The 18,382-nt window shown below is 66.7% G+C and carries 15 protein-coding genes; 13 read left to right on the forward strand and 2 right to left on the reverse strand.

What is annotated here, in order from left to right; translation table 11 throughout:
- The first annotated feature begins 3 nt into the window (after positions 1-3).
- From rlmN to guaA, 11 genes are all read left to right on the forward strand, one after another.
- A complete protein-coding gene (gene rlmN / locus IC535_RS05550; protein ID WP_228885153.1) occupies positions 4-1,209 on the forward strand; it encodes a 23S rRNA (adenine(2503)-C(2))-methyltransferase RlmN in 1,206 nt (401 codons plus the stop codon).
- Positions 1,196-1,993 carry a type IV pilus biogenesis/stability protein PilW gene (gene pilW / locus IC535_RS05555; protein WP_228885152.1) on the forward strand — a complete coding sequence of 266 codons (798 nt, stop codon included), beginning with the start codon at positions 1,196-1,198 and terminating at the stop codon, positions 1,991-1,993. Before rlmN ends, pilW begins: the two co-directional genes overlap by 14 nt.
- 6 nt (positions 1,994-1,999) lie before the next feature.
- Positions 2,000-2,863, forward strand: a complete 864-nt coding sequence (locus IC535_RS05560) for a RodZ domain-containing protein (RefSeq protein ID WP_228885151.1) — start codon at positions 2,000-2,002, stop codon at positions 2,861-2,863.
- A gap of 58 nt (positions 2,864-2,921) precedes the next feature.
- Positions 2,922-3,560: a YfgM family protein gene (locus tag IC535_RS05565; RefSeq protein WP_228885149.1), complete on the forward strand. Its 639-nt coding sequence runs from the start codon at positions 2,922-2,924 to the stop codon at positions 3,558-3,560.
- Entirely contained in the window at positions 3,560-4,768 is a 1,209-nt protein-coding gene (gene bamB, locus IC535_RS05570) for an outer membrane protein assembly factor BamB (RefSeq protein WP_228885148.1), read from the forward strand. The genes IC535_RS05565 and bamB overlap by 1 nt, the downstream gene beginning before the upstream one ends.
- Positions 4,769-4,780: 12 nt before the next feature.
- Positions 4,781-6,172 (forward strand): ribosome biogenesis GTPase Der, encoded by a 1,392-nt coding sequence (gene der, locus IC535_RS05575; protein WP_228885146.1) that lies wholly within the window; start codon positions 4,781-4,783, stop codon positions 6,170-6,172.
- A gap of 168 nt (positions 6,173-6,340) precedes the next feature.
- Entirely contained in the window at positions 6,341-7,474 is a 1,134-nt protein-coding gene (moeB, locus tag IC535_RS05580; protein WP_228885144.1) for a molybdopterin-synthase adenylyltransferase MoeB, read from the forward strand.
- A gap of 349 nt (positions 7,475-7,823) precedes the next feature.
- Positions 7,824-9,653: a monovalent cation:proton antiporter-2 (CPA2) family protein gene (locus IC535_RS05585; protein WP_228885142.1), complete on the forward strand. Its 1,830-nt coding sequence runs from the start codon at positions 7,824-7,826 to the stop codon at positions 9,651-9,653.
- 233 nt (positions 9,654-9,886) lie between these two features.
- Positions 9,887-10,768 carry a bifunctional methylenetetrahydrofolate dehydrogenase/methenyltetrahydrofolate cyclohydrolase FolD gene (gene folD, locus IC535_RS05590; RefSeq protein WP_228885140.1) on the forward strand — a complete coding sequence of 294 codons (882 nt, stop codon included), beginning with the start codon at positions 9,887-9,889 and terminating at the stop codon, positions 10,766-10,768.
- A 321-nt stretch (positions 10,769-11,089) separates the two neighbouring features.
- The gene (gene guaB / locus IC535_RS05595; RefSeq protein ID WP_228885138.1) at positions 11,090-12,547 is read left to right on the forward strand and encodes an IMP dehydrogenase; all 1,458 of its coding nucleotides are present in this window, start codon (positions 11,090-11,092) and stop codon (positions 12,545-12,547) included.
- A gap of 111 nt (positions 12,548-12,658) precedes the next feature.
- Complete coding sequence (gene guaA / locus IC535_RS05600) at positions 12,659-14,224, forward strand: glutamine-hydrolyzing GMP synthase (RefSeq protein WP_228885136.1); 1,566 nt, start codon at positions 12,659-12,661, stop codon at positions 14,222-14,224.
- A gap of 143 nt (positions 14,225-14,367) precedes the next feature.
- On the opposite strand, the gene IC535_RS05605 is transcribed toward guaA, so the two are convergent.
- Entirely contained in the window at positions 14,368-15,558 is a 1,191-nt protein-coding gene (locus IC535_RS05605) for an MFS transporter (protein ID WP_228885133.1), read from the reverse strand.
- Between the two features lie 138 nt (positions 15,559-15,696).
- On the opposite strand from IC535_RS05605, the gene IC535_RS05610 reads away from it, so the two are divergent.
- A complete protein-coding gene (locus tag IC535_RS05610) occupies positions 15,697-16,584 on the forward strand; it encodes a LysR family transcriptional regulator (RefSeq protein ID WP_228885130.1) in 888 nt (295 codons plus the stop codon).
- A gap of 106 nt (positions 16,585-16,690) precedes the next feature.
- On the opposite strand, the gene IC535_RS05615 is transcribed toward IC535_RS05610, so the two are convergent.
- Positions 16,691-17,326: an FMN-dependent NADH-azoreductase gene (locus IC535_RS05615; protein ID WP_228885129.1), complete on the reverse strand. Its 636-nt coding sequence runs from the start codon at positions 17,324-17,326 to the stop codon at positions 16,691-16,693.
- Between the two features lie 157 nt (positions 17,327-17,483).
- On the opposite strand from IC535_RS05615, the gene IC535_RS05620 reads away from it, so the two are divergent.
- Positions 17,484-18,380 carry a LysR family transcriptional regulator gene (locus tag IC535_RS05620; RefSeq protein WP_228885128.1) on the forward strand — a complete coding sequence of 299 codons (897 nt, stop codon included), beginning with the start codon at positions 17,484-17,486 and terminating at the stop codon, positions 18,378-18,380.
- Positions 18,381-18,382 lie beyond the last annotated feature (2 nt).

Here is an 18,382-nt window from a genome sequence, read left to right on the forward strand (position 1 = left end):
GCCGTGAACGAGGTCGTACAGCCAACCGCCATCCCCGTCGTGCTCGTTCCGGGCGCGCCGGTGGCCAAGCAGAACCTGCTCGACCTCGATCGCGAGGGTCTGGAGCGCTTCTTCGCCGAGACACTCGGCGAAGCGCGCTACCGTGCCCACCAGGTGATGAAGTGGATCCACCATCACTACGTCACCGATTTCGATGAGATGACCGACCTGGGCAAGGCGCTGCGCGCCAAGCTCAAGCAGCATGCGCAGGTGCTGGTTCCCAACATCGTGTTCGACAAGCCCTCCGCCGACGGCACCCACAAGTGGTTGCTGGCGATGGGCACCGATGGCAAGAACGCCATCGAAGCGGTCTACATCCCCGACAAGAACCGCGGCACGCTGTGCGTGTCCTCGCAGGTCGGCTGCGCGCTGAACTGCACGTTCTGTTCAACCGCCACCCAGGGCTTCAACCGCAACCTCTCCACCGCCGAGATCATCGGCCAGGTGTGGGTGGCCGCGCGCCACCTGGGCAACATCCCGCACAAGCAGCGTCGTCTCACCAACGTGGTGATGATGGGCATGGGCGAGCCGTTGATGAATTTCGACAACGTCGTGCGCGCCATGAGCGTGATGCGCGACGACCTGGGCTACGGCCTGGCCAACAAGCGGGTGACGCTGTCCACCTCCGGCCTGGTGCCGCAGATCGACCGCCTGTCCACCGAGAGCGACGTGTCGCTGGCGGTGTCGCTGCATGCGCCCAACGATGCGCTGCGCGAAACCCTGGTGCCGCTCAACAAGAAGTACCCGATCGTCGAGCTGATGGCCTCGTGCGCGCGCTACCTGCGCGCCAACAAGCGCCGCGAATCGGTGACCTTCGAATACACCCTGATGAAGGGCATCAACGACCAGCCCGAACATGCCCGCCAGCTGGCGCGGCTGATGCGCCAGTTCGACAACGCCGTGCAGGCGTCGCACTCGGGCAAGGTCAACCTGATTCCGTTCAACCCGTTCCCGGGCACCCGCTACGAGCGCTCCGGCGATACCGAAATCCGCGCGTTCCAGAAGATCCTGCTCGACGCGCAGGTGCTGACCATGGTGCGCCGCACCCGGGGCGACGATATCGACGCGGCCTGTGGCCAGCTCAAGGGCCAGGTGATGGACCGCACCCGCCGCCAGGCCGAGTTCAACAAAACGCTGCAGGACGGGAAAAGCCGGGATGCCGCTGCCTGATTGCCGCCTGCCAGCCGTTGTGTTCTGCGCGCTGGCATTGGCCGGCTGCGGCAAGCAAGGCGTCAAACCCCCGTCGGGCCCCCTGGAGGTCGCGCCGACCTATGAGGTGCGCGACGACCCGGCCACCCGTCGCCGGGTCGGCTACCAGGACCAGATGACCCTGGCCTCGGCGGCCTACCGCGCCGGCCGGCTGGACACCGCCGAAAAGAACGCGCGCGCGGCCCTGAAGATGGACGGCGCCCGCCCGGAGGCCTACCTGCTGCTGGCCAACCTGGCCGGCCGGCGCGGCGCCGACGCCGAGGCCGGCAGCCTGTACCGCAAGGCCGCCGAACTGGCGCCGGGGCAGGGCGATGTGCTCAACAACTATGGCGCCTGGCTGTGCACGCATGGCCGCGCCGCCGAGTCGCTGGCCTGGTTCGACCGCGCCCTGACCGCGCCGGGCTATGCCACGCCGGAGTCGGCGCTGGCCAATGCTGGTGGCTGTGCGCTGGAGGCCGGCCAGCTGGAACGGGCCCGGCGCGACCTGCGCGCTGCCCTGGAAATGGACCCGGTCAATGCCTATGCGCTGGAGTCGATGGCGCGCAGCGAGTATGCCCAGGGCCGCTATTTCGAGGCCCGGGCCTTCTCGCAACGGCGTCTTGCGGCTGCGCCGGCCACACGTTCCGTGTTACAACTTGCCTCTGATATCGAGGCGCAGCTTGGTGACAAGGCCGCATCCAGTCGCTATTTGCAGCGAATTCATGACGAATTTCCGCAGGATGCGGCTCCTAATCCCCGGGGTTGAAGCATTGTGATTGATGACCAGACGGTGAACGCTTTTGAGGCCGCGACCGGATGCGGCGCCCGGCTTGCCCAGGCGCGCCAGGCCGCAGGCCTGACGCTGGAGGCAGTCGGGCAGCAGTTGCACATGCCGGTGCAGGTGTTGAAATCGCTGGAAGCAGAGCAGTGGGAGCGCCTGGGCGCGCCGGTGTTCGTGCGCGGCCAGCTGCGCAGTTATGCGCGCCTGCTCAAGATCGACCTGGGCGATGTGCTCGACCAGGCCCAGATCGGGCCGGTGGTGCCGCCGCAGCTGGTCAGCCATACCCATACCCCGCGTGCGCGCCGGATTGCCGAAAGCCTCGGCCGCCGGGTGCTGTATGTGGGCATCACCGCGGTGCTGGCGGTTCCGGTCTGGTTCGCCACCCGCGGCCATTTCGACGGCAGCGCCGACAGCCCCAATACCGCCTCGCTGGATGTGATCCCGGCCGCCATGCCGGTGGCCGGTGGCCCGGCCCCGACGGCAACCCCGGAGGCTGCACCGGTGGCGGCCGTCGCCGCCGCGCCGTCGGCGCCTTACCTGGCCTCGTTGACACCGGTGCCGCGCCCGGCCACCACCGCACCGGCGCCTGCCGGGGCGATGGAACTGCAGTTCAAGGGCGACAGCTGGGTCGATATCGCCGCACCGGACGGCAGCACCGTCGAGAAGGCGTTGATCAAGTCAGGCGAAACCCGCAGCTTCAACCCGGGCCAGGTTGGCCGGATGGTGCTGGGCAACGCCTCGGCGGTCGAGGTTCAGCAGGCCGGCACTATCGTCGACCTTTCGCCGTACCAGCGAGCCAACGTGGCGCGCTTTACGGTATCCTCTGACGGCTCCGTGGCCCCAGTTCCGCACTGAGCCGCGTTTCCCAATCCAATTCAAATAGCTCCTCCTTACGGGCGGGGCGAGAGTACGCATGGCGATCGACGACCTGCTCGACGAGCACGAACAAAGTGAACGCGTCCGCAGCTGGCTGCGGAAGAATGGTGTCAGCATCCTCGCCGGCGTGGCGATCGCCATCGGCGGCATCGCCGGTTGGCAGTGGTGGCAGAAGGAAGCCAGCAACTCGCTGGCCGGCGCCAACGTCCAGTACCAGGCGGTGCTCAAGCACCTGCAGGACAAGGACCTGGCGCAGGCCGCCAAGGGCGTCAAGGCGCTCGACGCGGGCAAGGCCAACATCTATTCGGACCTGGCCGCGTTGCAGCTGGCCAAGGCCCAGGTCGAGGCCGGCAAGAACGAAGACGCGCTGGCAACCCTGCGCGCGATCGAGGCCGACCCGGAATTCCAGCCGGTGATCGAGCAGCGCATCGCGCGCCTGCTGGTGGCCACCGGCAAGGCCGACGAAGCAATCAAGGCGCTTGGCAGCGCCACCGACAGCGCCAGCCTGGAGATCCATGGCGATGCGTTGATGGCGCAGGGCAAGCGTGATGCCGCCCGCGGGCAGTATGAGAAGGCGCTCAAGACGCTGGACGTGGCAGCGCCGCAGCGGCGCCTGCTGGAAACCAAAGTGATGGATGCCGGTGGCACCGTCACCGATCCTGCGGAGTCGGTGTAATGAAGCAGATGGTCATGATCAAGCGTGTTGCCACCCTGGTTGTGCTGGGTGTGGCGTTGTCCGGTTGCAGCACCGTCAAGGGCTGGTTCGCCGGCAAGGATGCCGCCGCCAAGAAGGCGCTGGAACCGGCCGAACTGGTCAAGTTCGAGCCGACCGCCAAGGTCGACAGGCTCTGGAGCGTCAACGTCGGCAAGGGCGAAAAGCGCATCGGTGTGCGTCAGGGCCCGGTAGTGGCCGATGGCCGCGTCTACGCGGCGGCCATCTACGGTGGCGTGCATGCGATCGACCTGCAGACCGGCAAGAAGGTCTGGACCTACGAGCCGGCCAAGGTCAAGAAGCAGCCCAAGCTGCGCCTGTCCGGTGGCCCCGGCGTCGGCGAAGGCCTGGTGGTGATCGGCACCCTGGACGGCCAGGTGATCGCGCTGGACGCCAACGACGGCAGCGAGAAGTGGCGCGCCAAGGTCAGCGGTGAAGTGATTTCGGCCCCGGCCATTGGCCAGGGCATGGTGTTCGTGCGCAGCAACGATGGCCGCGTCACCGCCTTCGACGTCAGCAACGGCACCCAGCGCTGGTTCAACCCGCGCGAACTGCCGGCGCTGACCGTGCGCGGCAATGCCGCGGTGGTCACCGGCCCGGGCGTGCTGTTCATCGGCAACGATGACGGCTCGGTGTCGGCGCTGGCGATGACCGACGGCCGCACCGTGTGGGACCAGATGGTCGCCAACGGCGAAGGCCGCACCGAACTGGAGCGCATGTCCGACGTGGACGGCGCGCCGGTGCTGGAAGGCAATACGCTGTTTGTCAGCAGTTTCAAGAACCAGACCATGGCGATCGAAGGCCCGACCGGCCGTCCGCTGTGGTCGCGCGATCATGGCGGCGCCGGCGGCGTGGCCCTGACCTCGGGCAATGTGTTCGTCACCGACAACAAGGGCGGCGTGTTCGGCCTGGACAAAACCAGTGGCTCTGCCATGTGGTCGCAGACCGGCCTGGCCCGGCGCTCGCTGACCGGTCCGGTGGTGCACGGCGACTACATCGTGGTCGGTGACTACAAGGGGTATCTGCACTGGTTGCGGACCGATAACGGTGAGTTCGCGGCGCGCGCCAAGAGTGGCGGCGACGCCCTGCTGGCGCAGCCGGTGTCCGCCGATGGGATTCTGCTGGTGCAGAACGTTGATGGAAAGCTGACCGCGTTCCGGTTGGCACAATAAGGAGTTACCGCGATGCTGCCCTTGGTCGCCCTGGTTGGACGGCCGAATGTCGGCAAGTCCACGCTGTTCAATGCGTTTACCCGTACGCGCGACGCGCTGGTCCATGACCAGCCCGGCGTGACCCGGGACCGTAATTACGGTGTTTGTCGTCTTAATGAGGACCACCCATTCCTGGTGGTCGATACCGGCGGCATCGCCGGTGAAGAAGAAGGCCTGGCCGGCGCAACCGCGCGCCAGGCCCGCGCCGCCGCCGCCGAGGCGGACCTGATCCTGTTCGTGGTCGATGCCCGTGAGGGCCCGATGGACGACGAGATCCTGTCCTGGCTGCGCAAACTGGCGCGTCCGACCCTGCTGCTGATCAACAAGATCGACGGCATGAACGAAGATACCGTGCGCTCGGAGTTCGCCCGCTACGGCTTCGGCGAAATGCTGACCGTGTCGGCTGCGCACCGCCAGGGCCTGGACGACCTGCTCGATGAAGTGGTCGAGCGGTTGCCCGAGGAAGGCACCACCGAAACCCTGGATACCGACCCGGGCCGGGTGCGCATTGCCTTCGTCGGCCGCCCCAACGTAGGCAAGTCGACCCTGGTCAACCTGCTGCTGGGCGAGGAGCGCATGATCGCCTCCGAAGTGCCCGGTACCACCCGCGACTCGATCGCGGTGGACATGGAGCGCGACGGCCGCGAGTACCGCCTGATCGACACCGCCGGCCTGCGCCGCAAGGCGCGGGTGGAAGAGGTGGTCGAAAAGTTCAGCGTGATCAAGACGCTGCAGGCGATCGAGCAATGCCAGGTGGCGGTGCTGATGCTGGATGCGGCCGAAGGCGTGACCGACCAGGACGCCAGCGTGCTGGGCGCGGTGCTAGACGCCGGGCGTGCGCTGGTGGTGGCGATCAACAAGTGGGACGGCTTGACCGACTACCAGCGCGAGCAGGCCGAAGCCCTGGTGTCGCGCAAGCTGGGCTTTGTGCCGTGGGCCGAAGTGGTGCGGATCTCGGCCAAGCACGGCTCGGGCCTGCGCGAGCTGTTCCGCTGCATCCACGCCGCGCATGCCTCGGCCACGCACGAGTTCAGCACCAGCGAGGTCAACAAGGCGCTGGAAGTGGCCTATGAGACCAACCCGCCGCCGGCCATCCGCGGTCACGTCTCCAAACTGCGTTACGTGCATCCGGGCGGTTCCAACCCGCCGACGTTCATCGTGCACGGCACGCGGCTGAAGGATCTGCCGGAGTCGTACAAACGCTATCTGGAGAACTTCTTCCGCAAGCGTTTCAAGCTGGTGGGCACGCCGGTGCAGTTCATCTTCCGCGAGGGCGTGAACCCGTACGAGGGCAAGAAGAACGTGCTGACCGAACGCCAGATCAAGCGCAAGCGGCGCCTGATCAAGCACGTCAAGGGCCGATAAATCCCACGTAGAGCCGGGCTCTGCCCGGCTGTCTTGGGGGGGGCTCTGCCCGGCTGCTTCGGTCATTGCCACGCTTCGCGTGGCCGTCCGAGCATGGCTCGGACCTACCCGCCGCCGTGCGGGCATGGCCCGGCCCTACCGCCGGCATGCCTGCGCGATAATCGTGCCATGGACATCCCCGAACTTTCTCCGGCCGACGCCCGCGCCTGCCTCACCCATGGCGCGCTGCTGATCGACGTGCGCGAGGCGCACGAGCGTGCCACCGGCATGGCCGAAGGCGCGCTCGGCATCGCCTCGGGCGATCTGCAGGCCGAGCCGGCCACGCACCTGCCGGCCGCGGACCGGGAGATCGTCCTGATCTGCCAGAGCGGCAGGCGTTCGATGCAGGCGGCGGTCTTTCTTGCTGGGCTGGGCTATACCCGGATCGCCTCGGTCCATGGTGGCACCACCGCCTGGGGCGCGGCCGGACTGCCACTGGTGCAGCCGCTGCAGAGCGACGCCGAGCGCGATTTCAACGAGCGTTATTCGCGTCATCTGCTGCTGCCGCAGGTCGGTATCGAGGGTCAGAAGCGCCTGCTGGCCTCGCGCGTGCTGGTGCTGGGCGCCGGCGGGCTGGGTGCACCGGCCAGCTTCTACCTGGCGGCGGCCGGGGTAGGGCACCTGCGCATCGCCGACGACGATGTGGTGGAGCGCAGCAACCTGCACCGGCAGATCATCCATACCGATGCCAGCGTCGGCCAGCCCAAGGTGTTGTCGGCGCGCGCACGGCTGCTGGCCTTGAACCCGGGGCTGGACGTGGAGGCGGTGCAGGCGCGGGTGACATCGCACAACATCGACGCGCTGCTGGAAGGCGTGGACGTGGTACTGGACGGCTCGGACAATTTCCCGCTGCGCTACCTGCTCAACGATGCCTGCATCCAGCACCGCATCCCGTTGGTATATGGCGCGGTCGAGCGGTTCAGCGGCCAGGTCAGCGTGTTCGACGCCGGCCGCCAGCGTGGCGTGGCGCCGTGCTACCGCTGCCTGTTCCCCGAGCCGCCGCCAGCCGAGTTCGCGCCCAACTGCGCGCAGGCCGGGGTGCTGGGGGTGTTGCCGGGCATGGTCGGCCTGCTGCAGGCCACCGAAGTGCTCAAACTGCTGCTTGGCATCGGCGAGCCGCTGGTCGGCCGCCTGCTCAGCTTCGATGCGCTGGGCATGCAGTTCCGCCAGACCCGGCTGGCCCCGGACCCGGCCTGCCCGCTATGCGCCCCCGGCCGGGCCTTCCCCGGCTATATCGATTACGCGGCCTTCTGCAGCGCGTAGAACCGTAGCGCCGGGCTCTGCCCGGCTGCGTTTCGCGGGGTCTGACCCAAGCCGGGCAGAGCCCGGCTCTACGGGATGTGGGCGGGACCGTGGCGCGGGGCTGCTTTTCGCGGAGTCTGACCCAAGCCGGGCAGAGTCCGGCTCTACGGGATGTGGTAGCGCCGGGCTCTGCCCGGCTGCTTTTCGCGGGGTCCGGCCGCATTCGGTTCTGTTCGATTTCAGGACGCCGCCGGGTTCAAACCGCAGGATCGTTCTGTATTCAGCACGATAAAACGCAACATGGATGCTATTGCCGTCCATCGCTTTGCCCTATCGTTAACCCTCTATACGCAGCCCAGGGAACAACCGCATGGCGGTCGAAGCAGGTGCCAGTGAGCTGGTGAAAGTCGTGGCGCTGCTGGGCGCGGCGGTGGTGATGGTGCCGCTGTTCCGCCGGCTCGGGCTGGGCTCGGTGCTGGGCTATTTCGCCGCCGGGCTGGCGATCGGCCCGTTCGGCTTTGGCTGGTTCTCCGACCCGCAGGCCATCCTGCATACCGCCGAACTGGGCGTGGTGATGTTCCTGTTCGTGATCGGGCTGGAAATGCGACCCTCGCACCTGTGGAGCCTGCGCAACGAGATCTTCGGGCTGGGCACGCTGCAGATCGTGGTCTGCGGCGCGGTGCTCACCGGGGTGTGCATGCTGTTCGGTTTCCCGGTCAACGTGGCCTTCATTGGTGCGTTCGGTTTCGTGCTGACCTCCACTGCGGTGGTGATGCAGCTGCTGGCCGAACGCGGCGACATCGCCCTGCCGTCCGGGCAGAAGATCGTCTCGATCCTGCTGTTCGAAGACCTGCTGATCGTGCCGCTGCTGGCAGTGGTGGCGTTCATGGCGCCGGTACAGGCCGACGCCGGCGACAGCTCGCGCTGGGTCAGCATCGGCATCGCCGCCGGCGCCATCGTCGGGCTGGTGCTGGTCGGGCGCTTCCTGCTCAATCCGCTGTTCCGCATCCTTGCCGCGGCCAAGGCGCGCGAGGTAATGACCGCCGCCGCCCTGCTGGTGGTGCTGGGCGCGGCGCTGCTGATGCAGCTGGGCGGGTTGTCGATGGCGATGGGCGCGTTCCTGGCCGGCGTGCTGCTCAGCGAATCCACCTTCCGCCACCAGATCGAAGCGGACATCGAGCCGTTCCGCGGCATCCTGCTGGGCCTGTTCTTCCTCAGCGTGGGCATGGCGCTGGACCTGACCGTGGTGGCCAACAACTGGCCGCTGATCGTGTCCGGCGTGTTCGCGCTGATGCTGGCCAAGGCGGTGTGCATCTACGGCGTGGCGCGGATCATGGGCAGCGACCACCGCCAGGCGCTGGACCGCGGCGTGGTGATGGCGCAGGGCGGCGAATTCGCCTTCGTGCTGTTCTCCGCGGCAGCCGCGGCCGGCGTGATCGGGATCGAGGTCAATGCCAACCTGACCGCGATCGTGGTGCTGTCGATGGCGCTGACCCCGTTGTTCGTGCTGCTGCACGACAAGCTGATGCCCGACCGCGAAGTCTCGCTGGAAGGCGTGGAAGCGGCCGACGGCCTGTCCGGCAGCGTGCTGCTGATCGGTTTCGGCCGGTTCGGCCAGGTCGCCAGCCAGTCGCTGCTGGCGCGCGACGTGGACGTGACCATCATCGACAACGACGTGGACATGATCCACAACGCCGAACGCTTCGGCTTCAAGATCTACTACGGAGACGGCACCCGGCTGGACGTGCTGCACGCCTCCGGCGCGGCCAGCGCACGTGCGGTGGCGGTGTGCGTGAACAACGCCCAGGACGCCGACCGCATCGTCGAGCTGGTCGCCCACCAGTTCCCGCAGGCCAAGCTGCTGGTGCGCTCGTTCGACCGCGAACACTCGCTGCGGCTGATCCACGCCGGGGTCGACTACCAGGTGCGCGAAACCTTCGAATCGGCGCTGCTGTTCGGCCAGGCCGCGCTGACCGAACTGGGCGCCGACCCGGACGATGCGCGCGAAATCGCCGACCAGATCCGCGAACGCGACGCCGAGCGGTTCGAACTGGAAATGGCCGGCGGCAGCCTGCGCGCCGGCGCGCACATGGTGTTCGGCACCGCGCTGCCGGGCGTGCCCACGCCCACCCCGTTCACCGCGCCCAGGCGCAAGGCGCGCACGCTCAACGCCGACGAGATTCCCGAAGAGGAAGAATGACCGGTAGTGCCGGCCGCGGGCCGGCAGCCAGGCAGAGTGACCGGTAGTGCCGGCCGCTGGCCGGCAACCAGGCAGAGTGACCGGTAGTGCCGGCCGCTGGCCGGCAACCAGGCGGTCCGTCCGAGCGCGGGTTACCGGCCGCCGTCGGCAACCCGCCGGCCCATCCAACGGTGGGCGGGGCGGCCTGAATCGGGGACAATAGCCTCCCCGCCGCCCCACGCCTGCCGCCCTCGATGACCTCACCGACCCCCGCACCCGCCGCTACCGCCCGCATCCTGGACGGGCGCCGCATCGCCGAAGACCTGCTGGACAGCCTGAAGGTGCGCGTGGACGCCCGCCTGGCCGCCGGTGGCAGCCGGCCCGGGCTGGCGGTGGTGCTGGTGGGCGGTGACCCGGCCTCGAGCGTCTACGTGCGCAACAAGCGCCGGGCGGCCGAGAAGGTCGGCATCGAAGCGTTCGACTACGACCTGCCGGCCGGCACCAGCGAAGCCCAGCTGCTGGCCCTGATCGACCAGCTCAATGCCGATCCCAGGATCCACGGCATCCTGGTGCAGCTGCCGCTGCCGGGCATCCCCGACGCCAGCCGGCTGATCCACCGCATCGACCCGCGCAAGGACGTGGACGGCTTCCACCCGGAAAACGTCGGCCACCTGGCCCTGCGCGAGTTCGGCCTGCGCCCGTGCACCCCGCGCGGCATCGTCACCCTGCTGGGCCACACCGACCAGCCAGTGCGTGGCCGCAACGCCACCATCGTCGGGGTCAGCAACCACGTGGGCCGGCCGATGGGCCTGGAATTGCTGATCGCCGGCTGCACCGTGACCAGCTGCCACAAGTTCACCCCCAAGGACGTGCTGGAGCAGTCGGTGCGCAATGCCGACATCCTGGTGGTGGCCGTGGGCCGCCCGGGCATCGTCCCGGGCGAATGGGTCAAGCCCGGGGCCGTGGTGATCGATGTGGGCATCAACCGCCTCGACGACGGCCGTCTGGTCGGCGACGTCGGCTTCGATGCCGCCGCCACCCGCGCCAGCTGGATCACCCCGGTCCCGGGCGGGGTAGGGCCGATGACCGTGGCGACTTTGATGCAGAACACCATCGAAGCCGCAGAAGCGTTCTGACCCGGGAACGGCGTGACGACCAACGGTCGGCACCTACCGGCACCTGACGCGCCGGGGTAGCGCACGACCGTTGGTCGTGCGGCCCGTAAACCCGCCCGGTAGTGCCGGCCGCTGGCCGGCAACCCCGTAGTGCCGCCGAAGGATCATGAGGAGCCGGCCAGCGGCCGGCACTACCGCTGGTTGGCTTTGGCGGATTCATCGGTCGCATTCCACCGTCCTGAACCGGCGTTTGCCGGCGCGACACAGCGTCGCACCGGCCCCCTGCCCATCGGGCCCGAATCAGGGTAAAATGTCGCGCTTCCCCACATCTCGGGTATGCCGATGCTGCGCATCCAGGCTGAAGCTCTCACCTACGACGACGTCTCGCTCGTCCCCGCACACTCCCTGATCCTGCCCAAGGATGTCAGCCTGGAAACCCGGCTGACCCGCGACCTGCGGCTGAAGCTTCCGATCCTCTCCGCGGCCATGGACACGGTCACCGAAGCACGCCTGGCCATCGCCATGGCCCAGCTCGGTGGCATGGGCATCATCCACAAGAACCTCAGCGTGGAGCAGCAGGCCGCCGAAGTGGCCCGGGTCAAGAAGTTCGAGGCCGGCGTCATCCGCGACCCGATCACGGTCGGCCCGGAAACCACCATCCGCGACGTGCTGGCCCTGACCCAGGCGCGCAACATTTCCGGCGTGCCGGTGGTGGATGGCGGCGGCCAGCTGGTGGGCATCGTCACCCACCGCGACATGCGCTTTGAAACCGAGCTGGACGATCCGGTCCGCCACATCATGACCAAGAAGGATCGCCTGATCACGGTCAAGGAAGGCGCCGCATCGGAAGAAGTGCTGCAGCTGCTGCACCGCAACCGCATCGAAAAGATCCTGGTGGTCAACGACGAGTTCGCCCTGCGCGGCCTGATCACCGTCAAGGACATCCAGAAGAACACCGACTACCCCAACGCCGCCAAGGACACCGCCACCCGCCTGCTGGTCGGCGCCGCGGTCGGCGTGGGTGGCGATACCGACCGCCGGGTCGAGGCGCTGGTCGCCGCCGGGGTGGACGTGCTGGTGGTGGATACCGCCCACGGCCACTCGCAGGGCGTGCTGGACCGCGTCAGCTGGGTCAAGAAGCACTTCCCGCAGGTGCAGGTGGTCGGTGGCAACATCTGCACCGGCGAAGCCGCGCTGGCGCTGCTGGACAGCGGTGCGGACGCGGTCAAGGTCGGCATCGGCCCGGGCTCGATCTGCACCACCCGCGTCGTCGCCGGCGTCGGCGTGCCGCAGATCACCGCCATCGACCTGGTCGCCGAGGCGCTGCAGGACCGCATTCCGCTGATCGCCGACGGTGGCATCCGTTACTCGGGCGACATCGGCAAGGCGCTGGCTGCCGGTGCCTCCACCATCATGATCGGCGGCCTGCTCGCCGGTACCGAGGAATCGCCCGGCGAAACCGAGCTGTTCCAGGGCCGTTCGTACAAGAGCTACCGCGGCATGGGCTCGCTGGCCGCGATGGAGAAGGGCTCCAAGGACCGCTACTTCCAGGACGCCTCCAGCGCCGACAAGCTGGTGCCCGAAGGCATCGAAGGCCGCGTGCCGTACCGCGGCCCGGTCGGCGGCATCATCCACCAGCTGATGGGCGGCCTGCGCGCCACCATGGGTTACGTGGGATGCGGCACCGTCGAAGACATGCGCACCAAGCCCAAGTTCGTCAAGATCAGCGGCGCCGGCCAGCGTGAGAGCCACGTCCACGACGTGCAGATCACCAAAGAGCCGCCGAACTACCGCGCCTGACGTGGCACGAGCAAAGAGGAACGAGGAAGCAGATTCCCGTTCCTCTTTCTCTATCGGCCGCCGCAATCGTTTCTGTGTTCCCCGTATTCACTCCAGCATTGCCCGGGCACCATGACCAACATCCATAACGACAAGATCCTCATCCTTGATTTCGGCGCGCAGTACACCCAGCTGATCGCCCGCCGCATCCGCGAGATCGGCGTGTACTGCGAAATCTGGGCCTGGGACCACAACCCGGCCGAGATCGCCGCGTTCGGCGCCAAGGGCATCATCCTGTCCGGTGGCCCCGAATCGACCACGCTGCCCGGCGCGCCGGCCGCGCCGCAGGAAGTGTTCGACAGCGGCCTGCCGATCTTCGGCATCTGCTACGGCATGCAGACCCTGGCCGCCCAGCTCGGTGGCGCCACCGAAGCTGCCGACCAGCGCGAATTCGGCCATGCCGAAGTCAACGTCGTCGCCCCCGATGCGCTGTTCAAGGGCCTGAGCGACCACGCCGGCGAACCGCGCCTGAACGTGTGGATGAGCCATGGCGACCACGTCTCGGTGGCCCCGCCGGGCTTCACCGTCACCGCCACCACCGACCGCATCCCGGTCGCGGCGATGGCCAACGAAGAAAAGCGCTGGTACGGCGTGCAGTTCCACCCGGAAGTGACCCACACCCTGCAGGGCCAGGCGCTGCTGCGCCGCTTCGTGGTCGACGTGTGCGGCTGCGGCACCCTGTGGACGGCGGCCAACATCATCGACGACCAGATCGCCCGCGTGCGCGAACTGGTCGGCGAGGACGAAGTGATCCTGGGCCTGTCCGGCGGCGTCGATTCGTCGGTCGTGGCCGCGCTGCTGCACAAGGCGATCGGCGACAAGCTGACCTGCGTGTTTGTCGATACCGGCCTGCTGCGCTGGCAGGAAGGCGACCAGGTGATGGCGATGTTCGCCGAGCACATGGGCGTCAAGGTGATCCGCGTCAATGCCGCCGACCGCTACTTCGCCAAGCTCGAAGGCGTCAGCGACCCGGAAGCCAAGCGCAAGATCATCGGCAACCTGTTCGTGGACATCTTCGATGAAGAATCCAACAAGCTGAGCAACGCCAAGTGGCTGGCGCAGGGCACCATCTACCCCGACGTGATCGAGTCGGCCGGCAGCAAGACCGGCAAGGCCCACGTGATCAAGAGCCACCACAACGTCGGCGGCCTGCCGGAGCACATGAAGCTGGGCCTGGTCGAGCCGCTGCGTGAGCTGTTCAAGGACGAAGTGCGTCGCCTCGGCGTCGAGCTCGGCCTGCCGCGCAGCATGGTCTACCGCCATCCGTTCCCGGGCCCGGGCCTGGGCGTGCGCATCCTCGGCGAAGTGAAGCGCGAATACGCCGAACTGCTGGCCAAGGCCGACGCGATCTTCATCGAAGAACTGCGCAAGGCCGACCTGTACGACAAGACCAGCCAGGCCTTCGCGGTGTTCCTGCCGGTGAAGTCGGTGGGCGTGGTCGGCGACGCACGCGCGTATGAGTGGGTGATCGCGCTGCGCGCGGTGGAGACCATCGATTTCATGACGGCCCATTGGGCGCACCTGCCGTATGAGTTCCTGGGTACCGTGAGCAACCGGATCATCAATGAGCTGAGGGGGGTGTCGCGGGTGGTGTATGACATCTCCGGGAAGCCACCGGCGACGATCGAGTGGGAGTGAGTTGACCTCCTTCGGTGACTACCGCCGGCCGGCAGAGCCGGCTGGCGGTAGCGCCGATGCAGGAACGTGAGGTCTGATGAAGACCCTCACGTCAGCAGGGCGCGCGGGCCCATGCGCCCGATCTGATCGGGGCGCACGTCCTCTCAGTTCTTGACCGCCAGGGCTCTGTTCATGGCGAAGACGACGCCCAGCAACGAGACGGCAAGAATGCCGATGACGATCCAGGCAAAGGACGCCACGCCTGACCGGTCGAGCAGGATTCCGCCAACAACGCCGCCGCTGGCCACCGCGGTGTTCCAGCCCGTGGTGTACATGGATTGCGCCACGTCCACCGACTCGCCGGCAAAGCGGGACAATGCCGTTTGAGTGATCGTGGCAAAGCCGCCGACAGCAAGGCCCCAAATCGCCACCGACGGGTAGACCATCTGCGCAAGGTCGCCCCAAAGACCCAGCAGCAGGGACGCGACGGCAAAGATCATGATGCTGGTCAGGGCAAGAAGCTGCAGCCGGCGATCGACCATGGCACCGACGAACCACAGGCCGATGATCGAACCCAGACCGAAGACGAACAGGACAATATCCACGTTCGCTGACAGGCCGGAAGGCTCGAGGAAGGGCTCGATATAGATGTAGAGAATGTTGTGGGCAACAACGAAGGTGAACACAACGAACAGTACGGCGCGGATACCGGTTTTCAGAAATACGCTGGAGAGAGGTTGGCGCTGTGCCCGGGTCTGGCCAGGGAAGTCGGGGACGACGGCAACGACCCACGCCATAAGGAGGAGCGCCAGGGCGCTCATCAACCCGAACGCGCCTTGCCAGCCGATCGCGCGGCCAAGCAATGCCCCGAGCGGTACGCCGAGCACCAACGCGATGGTTGCGCCGGCGCCGGATATCGCAATCGCCCGGCCACTGAGATGCGACGGCGACATGCGCACCGCATAGCCGGCCAGCAGCGACCAGACGATGCCGCCGAAGACGCCGGCGAAAAAGCGTGCCACCAGCGAGACGCCATAGCTGTCGGACAACGCAGTGACCAGGTTGACTGCGGCAAAGCCAAAAATTGCAGTCAAGAGCAACGGGCGCCGCCGCAGGCCTTGGGTGAGGCTGGTCACTGGAATGGCGGCGACCAGCGCGCCCACCGCGTAGGCAGTAATGAACTGACCGGCGAGGCTTTCAGATACGTTCAAGCCTTGCGCGATGGAAGAAAGCAATCCGGCCGGCATGATCTCGGTCAGCAGGGTGATGAAGGCTGCCATTGCCAAGGCGAGCAGGCCACCCAAGGGCAAGTGTTCGGTGCTCTTGGGTAGAACAGGCGCTGTTGCGTGATTCATAAACCAGGTTCCTTAAATCGAAGTCGTTCTGGAGCTTGCGGAGCATCAGCGCGCATGGTGTCGGGAGACGCATAAAAGAAAAATGGGCTACAGTGAACAAGATATGTGACATAAACGTCATTAATAGACAGGCCGCAAATGGAAAGCCTTGGTTCGCTTGATGTATTCGTGCGCGCATGCGACTGCCGCAGCTTCACTGCGGCCGGGCAGCAGTTGGGGATCTCCGCATCGGCGGTCAGCAAGGCCATTGCGCGGTTGGAGGAACGCCTGGGGGTTCGTCTGTTCCACCGCTCTACGCGCACCATCAGCCCGACGCCGGAAGGTGCGCTGTTTCTGGAGCGCTGCCGCCGCATCCTTTCCGAGGTCGAGTCGGCCGAGGCCGAGCTGCTGCAAACGCAACGCGCTCCGCAGGGCAAGCTGCGCATCAGCGTGCCATCGGTAGGCGCCTTGTTTATGCCCACGCTGGCGGACTTCCAACGGCGCTATCCCGATGTCGCGCTGGACATCGACTGCTCGGATCGGTTGGTCGATGTGATCGAAGAGGGTTTCGATGCGGTGATCCGTACCGGTGAACCCGGCGACTCCCGGTTGATGGCGCGGGTACTTGGCGCTTACCGGAGAATCATCGTCGGCGCTCCGGACTATTTCCAGCGCACGGGAGTGCCACAGCGACCTGAAGACTTGGTCGACCACGCCTGCCTGCTGTACCGGTATCCCAGCACCGGCAAAACCGACGTATGGCCGTTGAGCAGGGACGGACGGCCGCTCGCCATGGATCTGTCAGGCAGCATGGTGACCAACTCCCTGGACCCGCAGATATGCTTTGCCGAACAAGGTCTCGGTATTGCCTGCATCCCTGACATCGCCGTGCGCCGTCTACTGGACGAAGGCCAACTGGTCACTGTGCTGGACGACTACAACCAGGACCGCACCACGTTCCGGATACTGTGGCCTTCCAGCCGATACCTGTCGCCCAAGCTCAGGGTGTTCGTGGACTTCATCGTGCAGAACCTGTTTCCGCTTTGACGGCGGGAATCGCGCGATATGACAGGTTCGGAATCTATCCCCCTGCTGGTCAGGGCGCAGCAACGCCTTCAGGGTGGCCAAAGCTGCCGGCAGAGGAAACGCAGGCTCAGTACTGGATTTCGATCTCGGCCATCGCAGCGCGGTCGATCTGTGGTTGCAGCGCGCCCAGGAAACCGTCCATCGTCTGCTCCTGCAAGTCCACGGCTTTTGCCCCGCCGCCAGCGACAACGGTGACGTTCTCGATGCCGATCACGCCAAGGATGAGCCGAAGGTATTGCGTCGCGAGGTCGCGGTCGCGGATGGGCGATCCTTCGGTGTAAACGCCGCCTGAGGCCATCAGCAAGGTCGCCGCCTTGCCTTTGACGAGCCCCCGTCCGTCGAAGCCGAGCGTTGCCCCCTTGCGCACGATGTGGTCCACCCACGCCTTGAGCGAAGCGGGGACGTTGTAGTTGTAGACCGGTGTCGAGATGACCAGATGATCGGCCGCGAGCAGTTCGCCGATCAGAACATCGGACAGCTGGAGTTCCTCCTTCATCGCTTCCGATTGAGCCGGTGGCGGCGTGAAGTAGGCCTGCAGCCAGCGCGCAGAGACGAAGGGGAGCCCGGAGTCGGCGAGGTCGCGATGCACGATGAGGCCGTTCGGGTGAGAGGCACGCCATGCTGCCAGGAAGCGTTGGGTCATTTGGCGCGAGACCGATTGAGCACCGCGCGGGCTGGTCTCGACAACGAGAAGTCGGGTCATGGAAGGTTCTGTCCGAATAGGTGAGCGATGCGCCGCAGCCAATGAAGGCGAAGACGGGCTTTGGATGGCTCGCGGCGCTTTGGAACAATCTAGGCGCCGGGCTTCTTCGGCGGAAGCGATAAAAATCTGATACTTTCCATCTGATTCGGAGATGGAAATGATCGGCACGCTTACCCTCGACCAGTTGCGCGTCCTTGTGGCCATCGCCGATACAGGCAGTTTCTCCGCCGCCGGCCGCGAGCTCAGGCGCGTCCAGTCGGCGATCAGCCAAACGGTGGCCAATCTTGAGGAACTGCAGGGCGTCGCCCTGTTCGACCGCGACGGCCACCGCCCGCGTCTGACCGATGTGGGGCGCGTGCTGGTGGACCAGGCGCGCCTGGTGCTGGCAAGCGCCTCCCGTTTCGAGGCCGTCGCGGCCAGTACGAGGGCGGGCGTGGAGCCGGAGCTGACGATCGCGATCGATCCGTTGGTGCCGACCGCGCCGTTGATCGACAGCCTGCGTGCGCTCAGCGAAACCTTTCCCGATCTGCCGGTGCATTTTTCAACCGAAGGGCTGGGGGGATCATTGCGGCGGCTTCGCAGCGGTTCTGCCGCCATTGGCCTATGCCTGCTGCTGCCAGGTGTTCCGGAAGACCTCGCCGCCTATCCGCTGTTGCACGCACCCATGCACGCAGTCGTGTCGCCCGGCCACCCGCTCGCTACGTTGGGGCGCCCAGCGACCGAAGGCGACCTTGCGCCGCACGTCCAGCTGGTGCTCTCCGATCCGGCCGACCCGGACGGCCCCAACTATGGCGTGGCCGGTACCCGGCTGTGGCGATTCGTCGATCTGGGCCGCCGGTTGGATTTCCTGTTGGCGGGATTCGGTTGGTGCCGTATGCCGGAGCACCTCGTCGCACCCCTGGTCGCCATCGGCGTACTCACGACGATTGAGGTTCACGAAGATCCAACGCCATCGGAAGGGTTGACGATCTATGCCGCGCATCGCCGTGATCGTGCGCTGGGTGTGGCGGGGCGGTGGCTGCTCGACGATTTGCGTCGACGCCTGGTCTCCTGATT

The sequence above is a fragment of the Stenotrophomonas rhizophila genome (assembly GCF_020857975.1).
GTDB classification, from domain to species: Bacteria; Pseudomonadota; Gammaproteobacteria; order Xanthomonadales; family Xanthomonadaceae; genus Stenotrophomonas; species Stenotrophomonas rhizophila_C.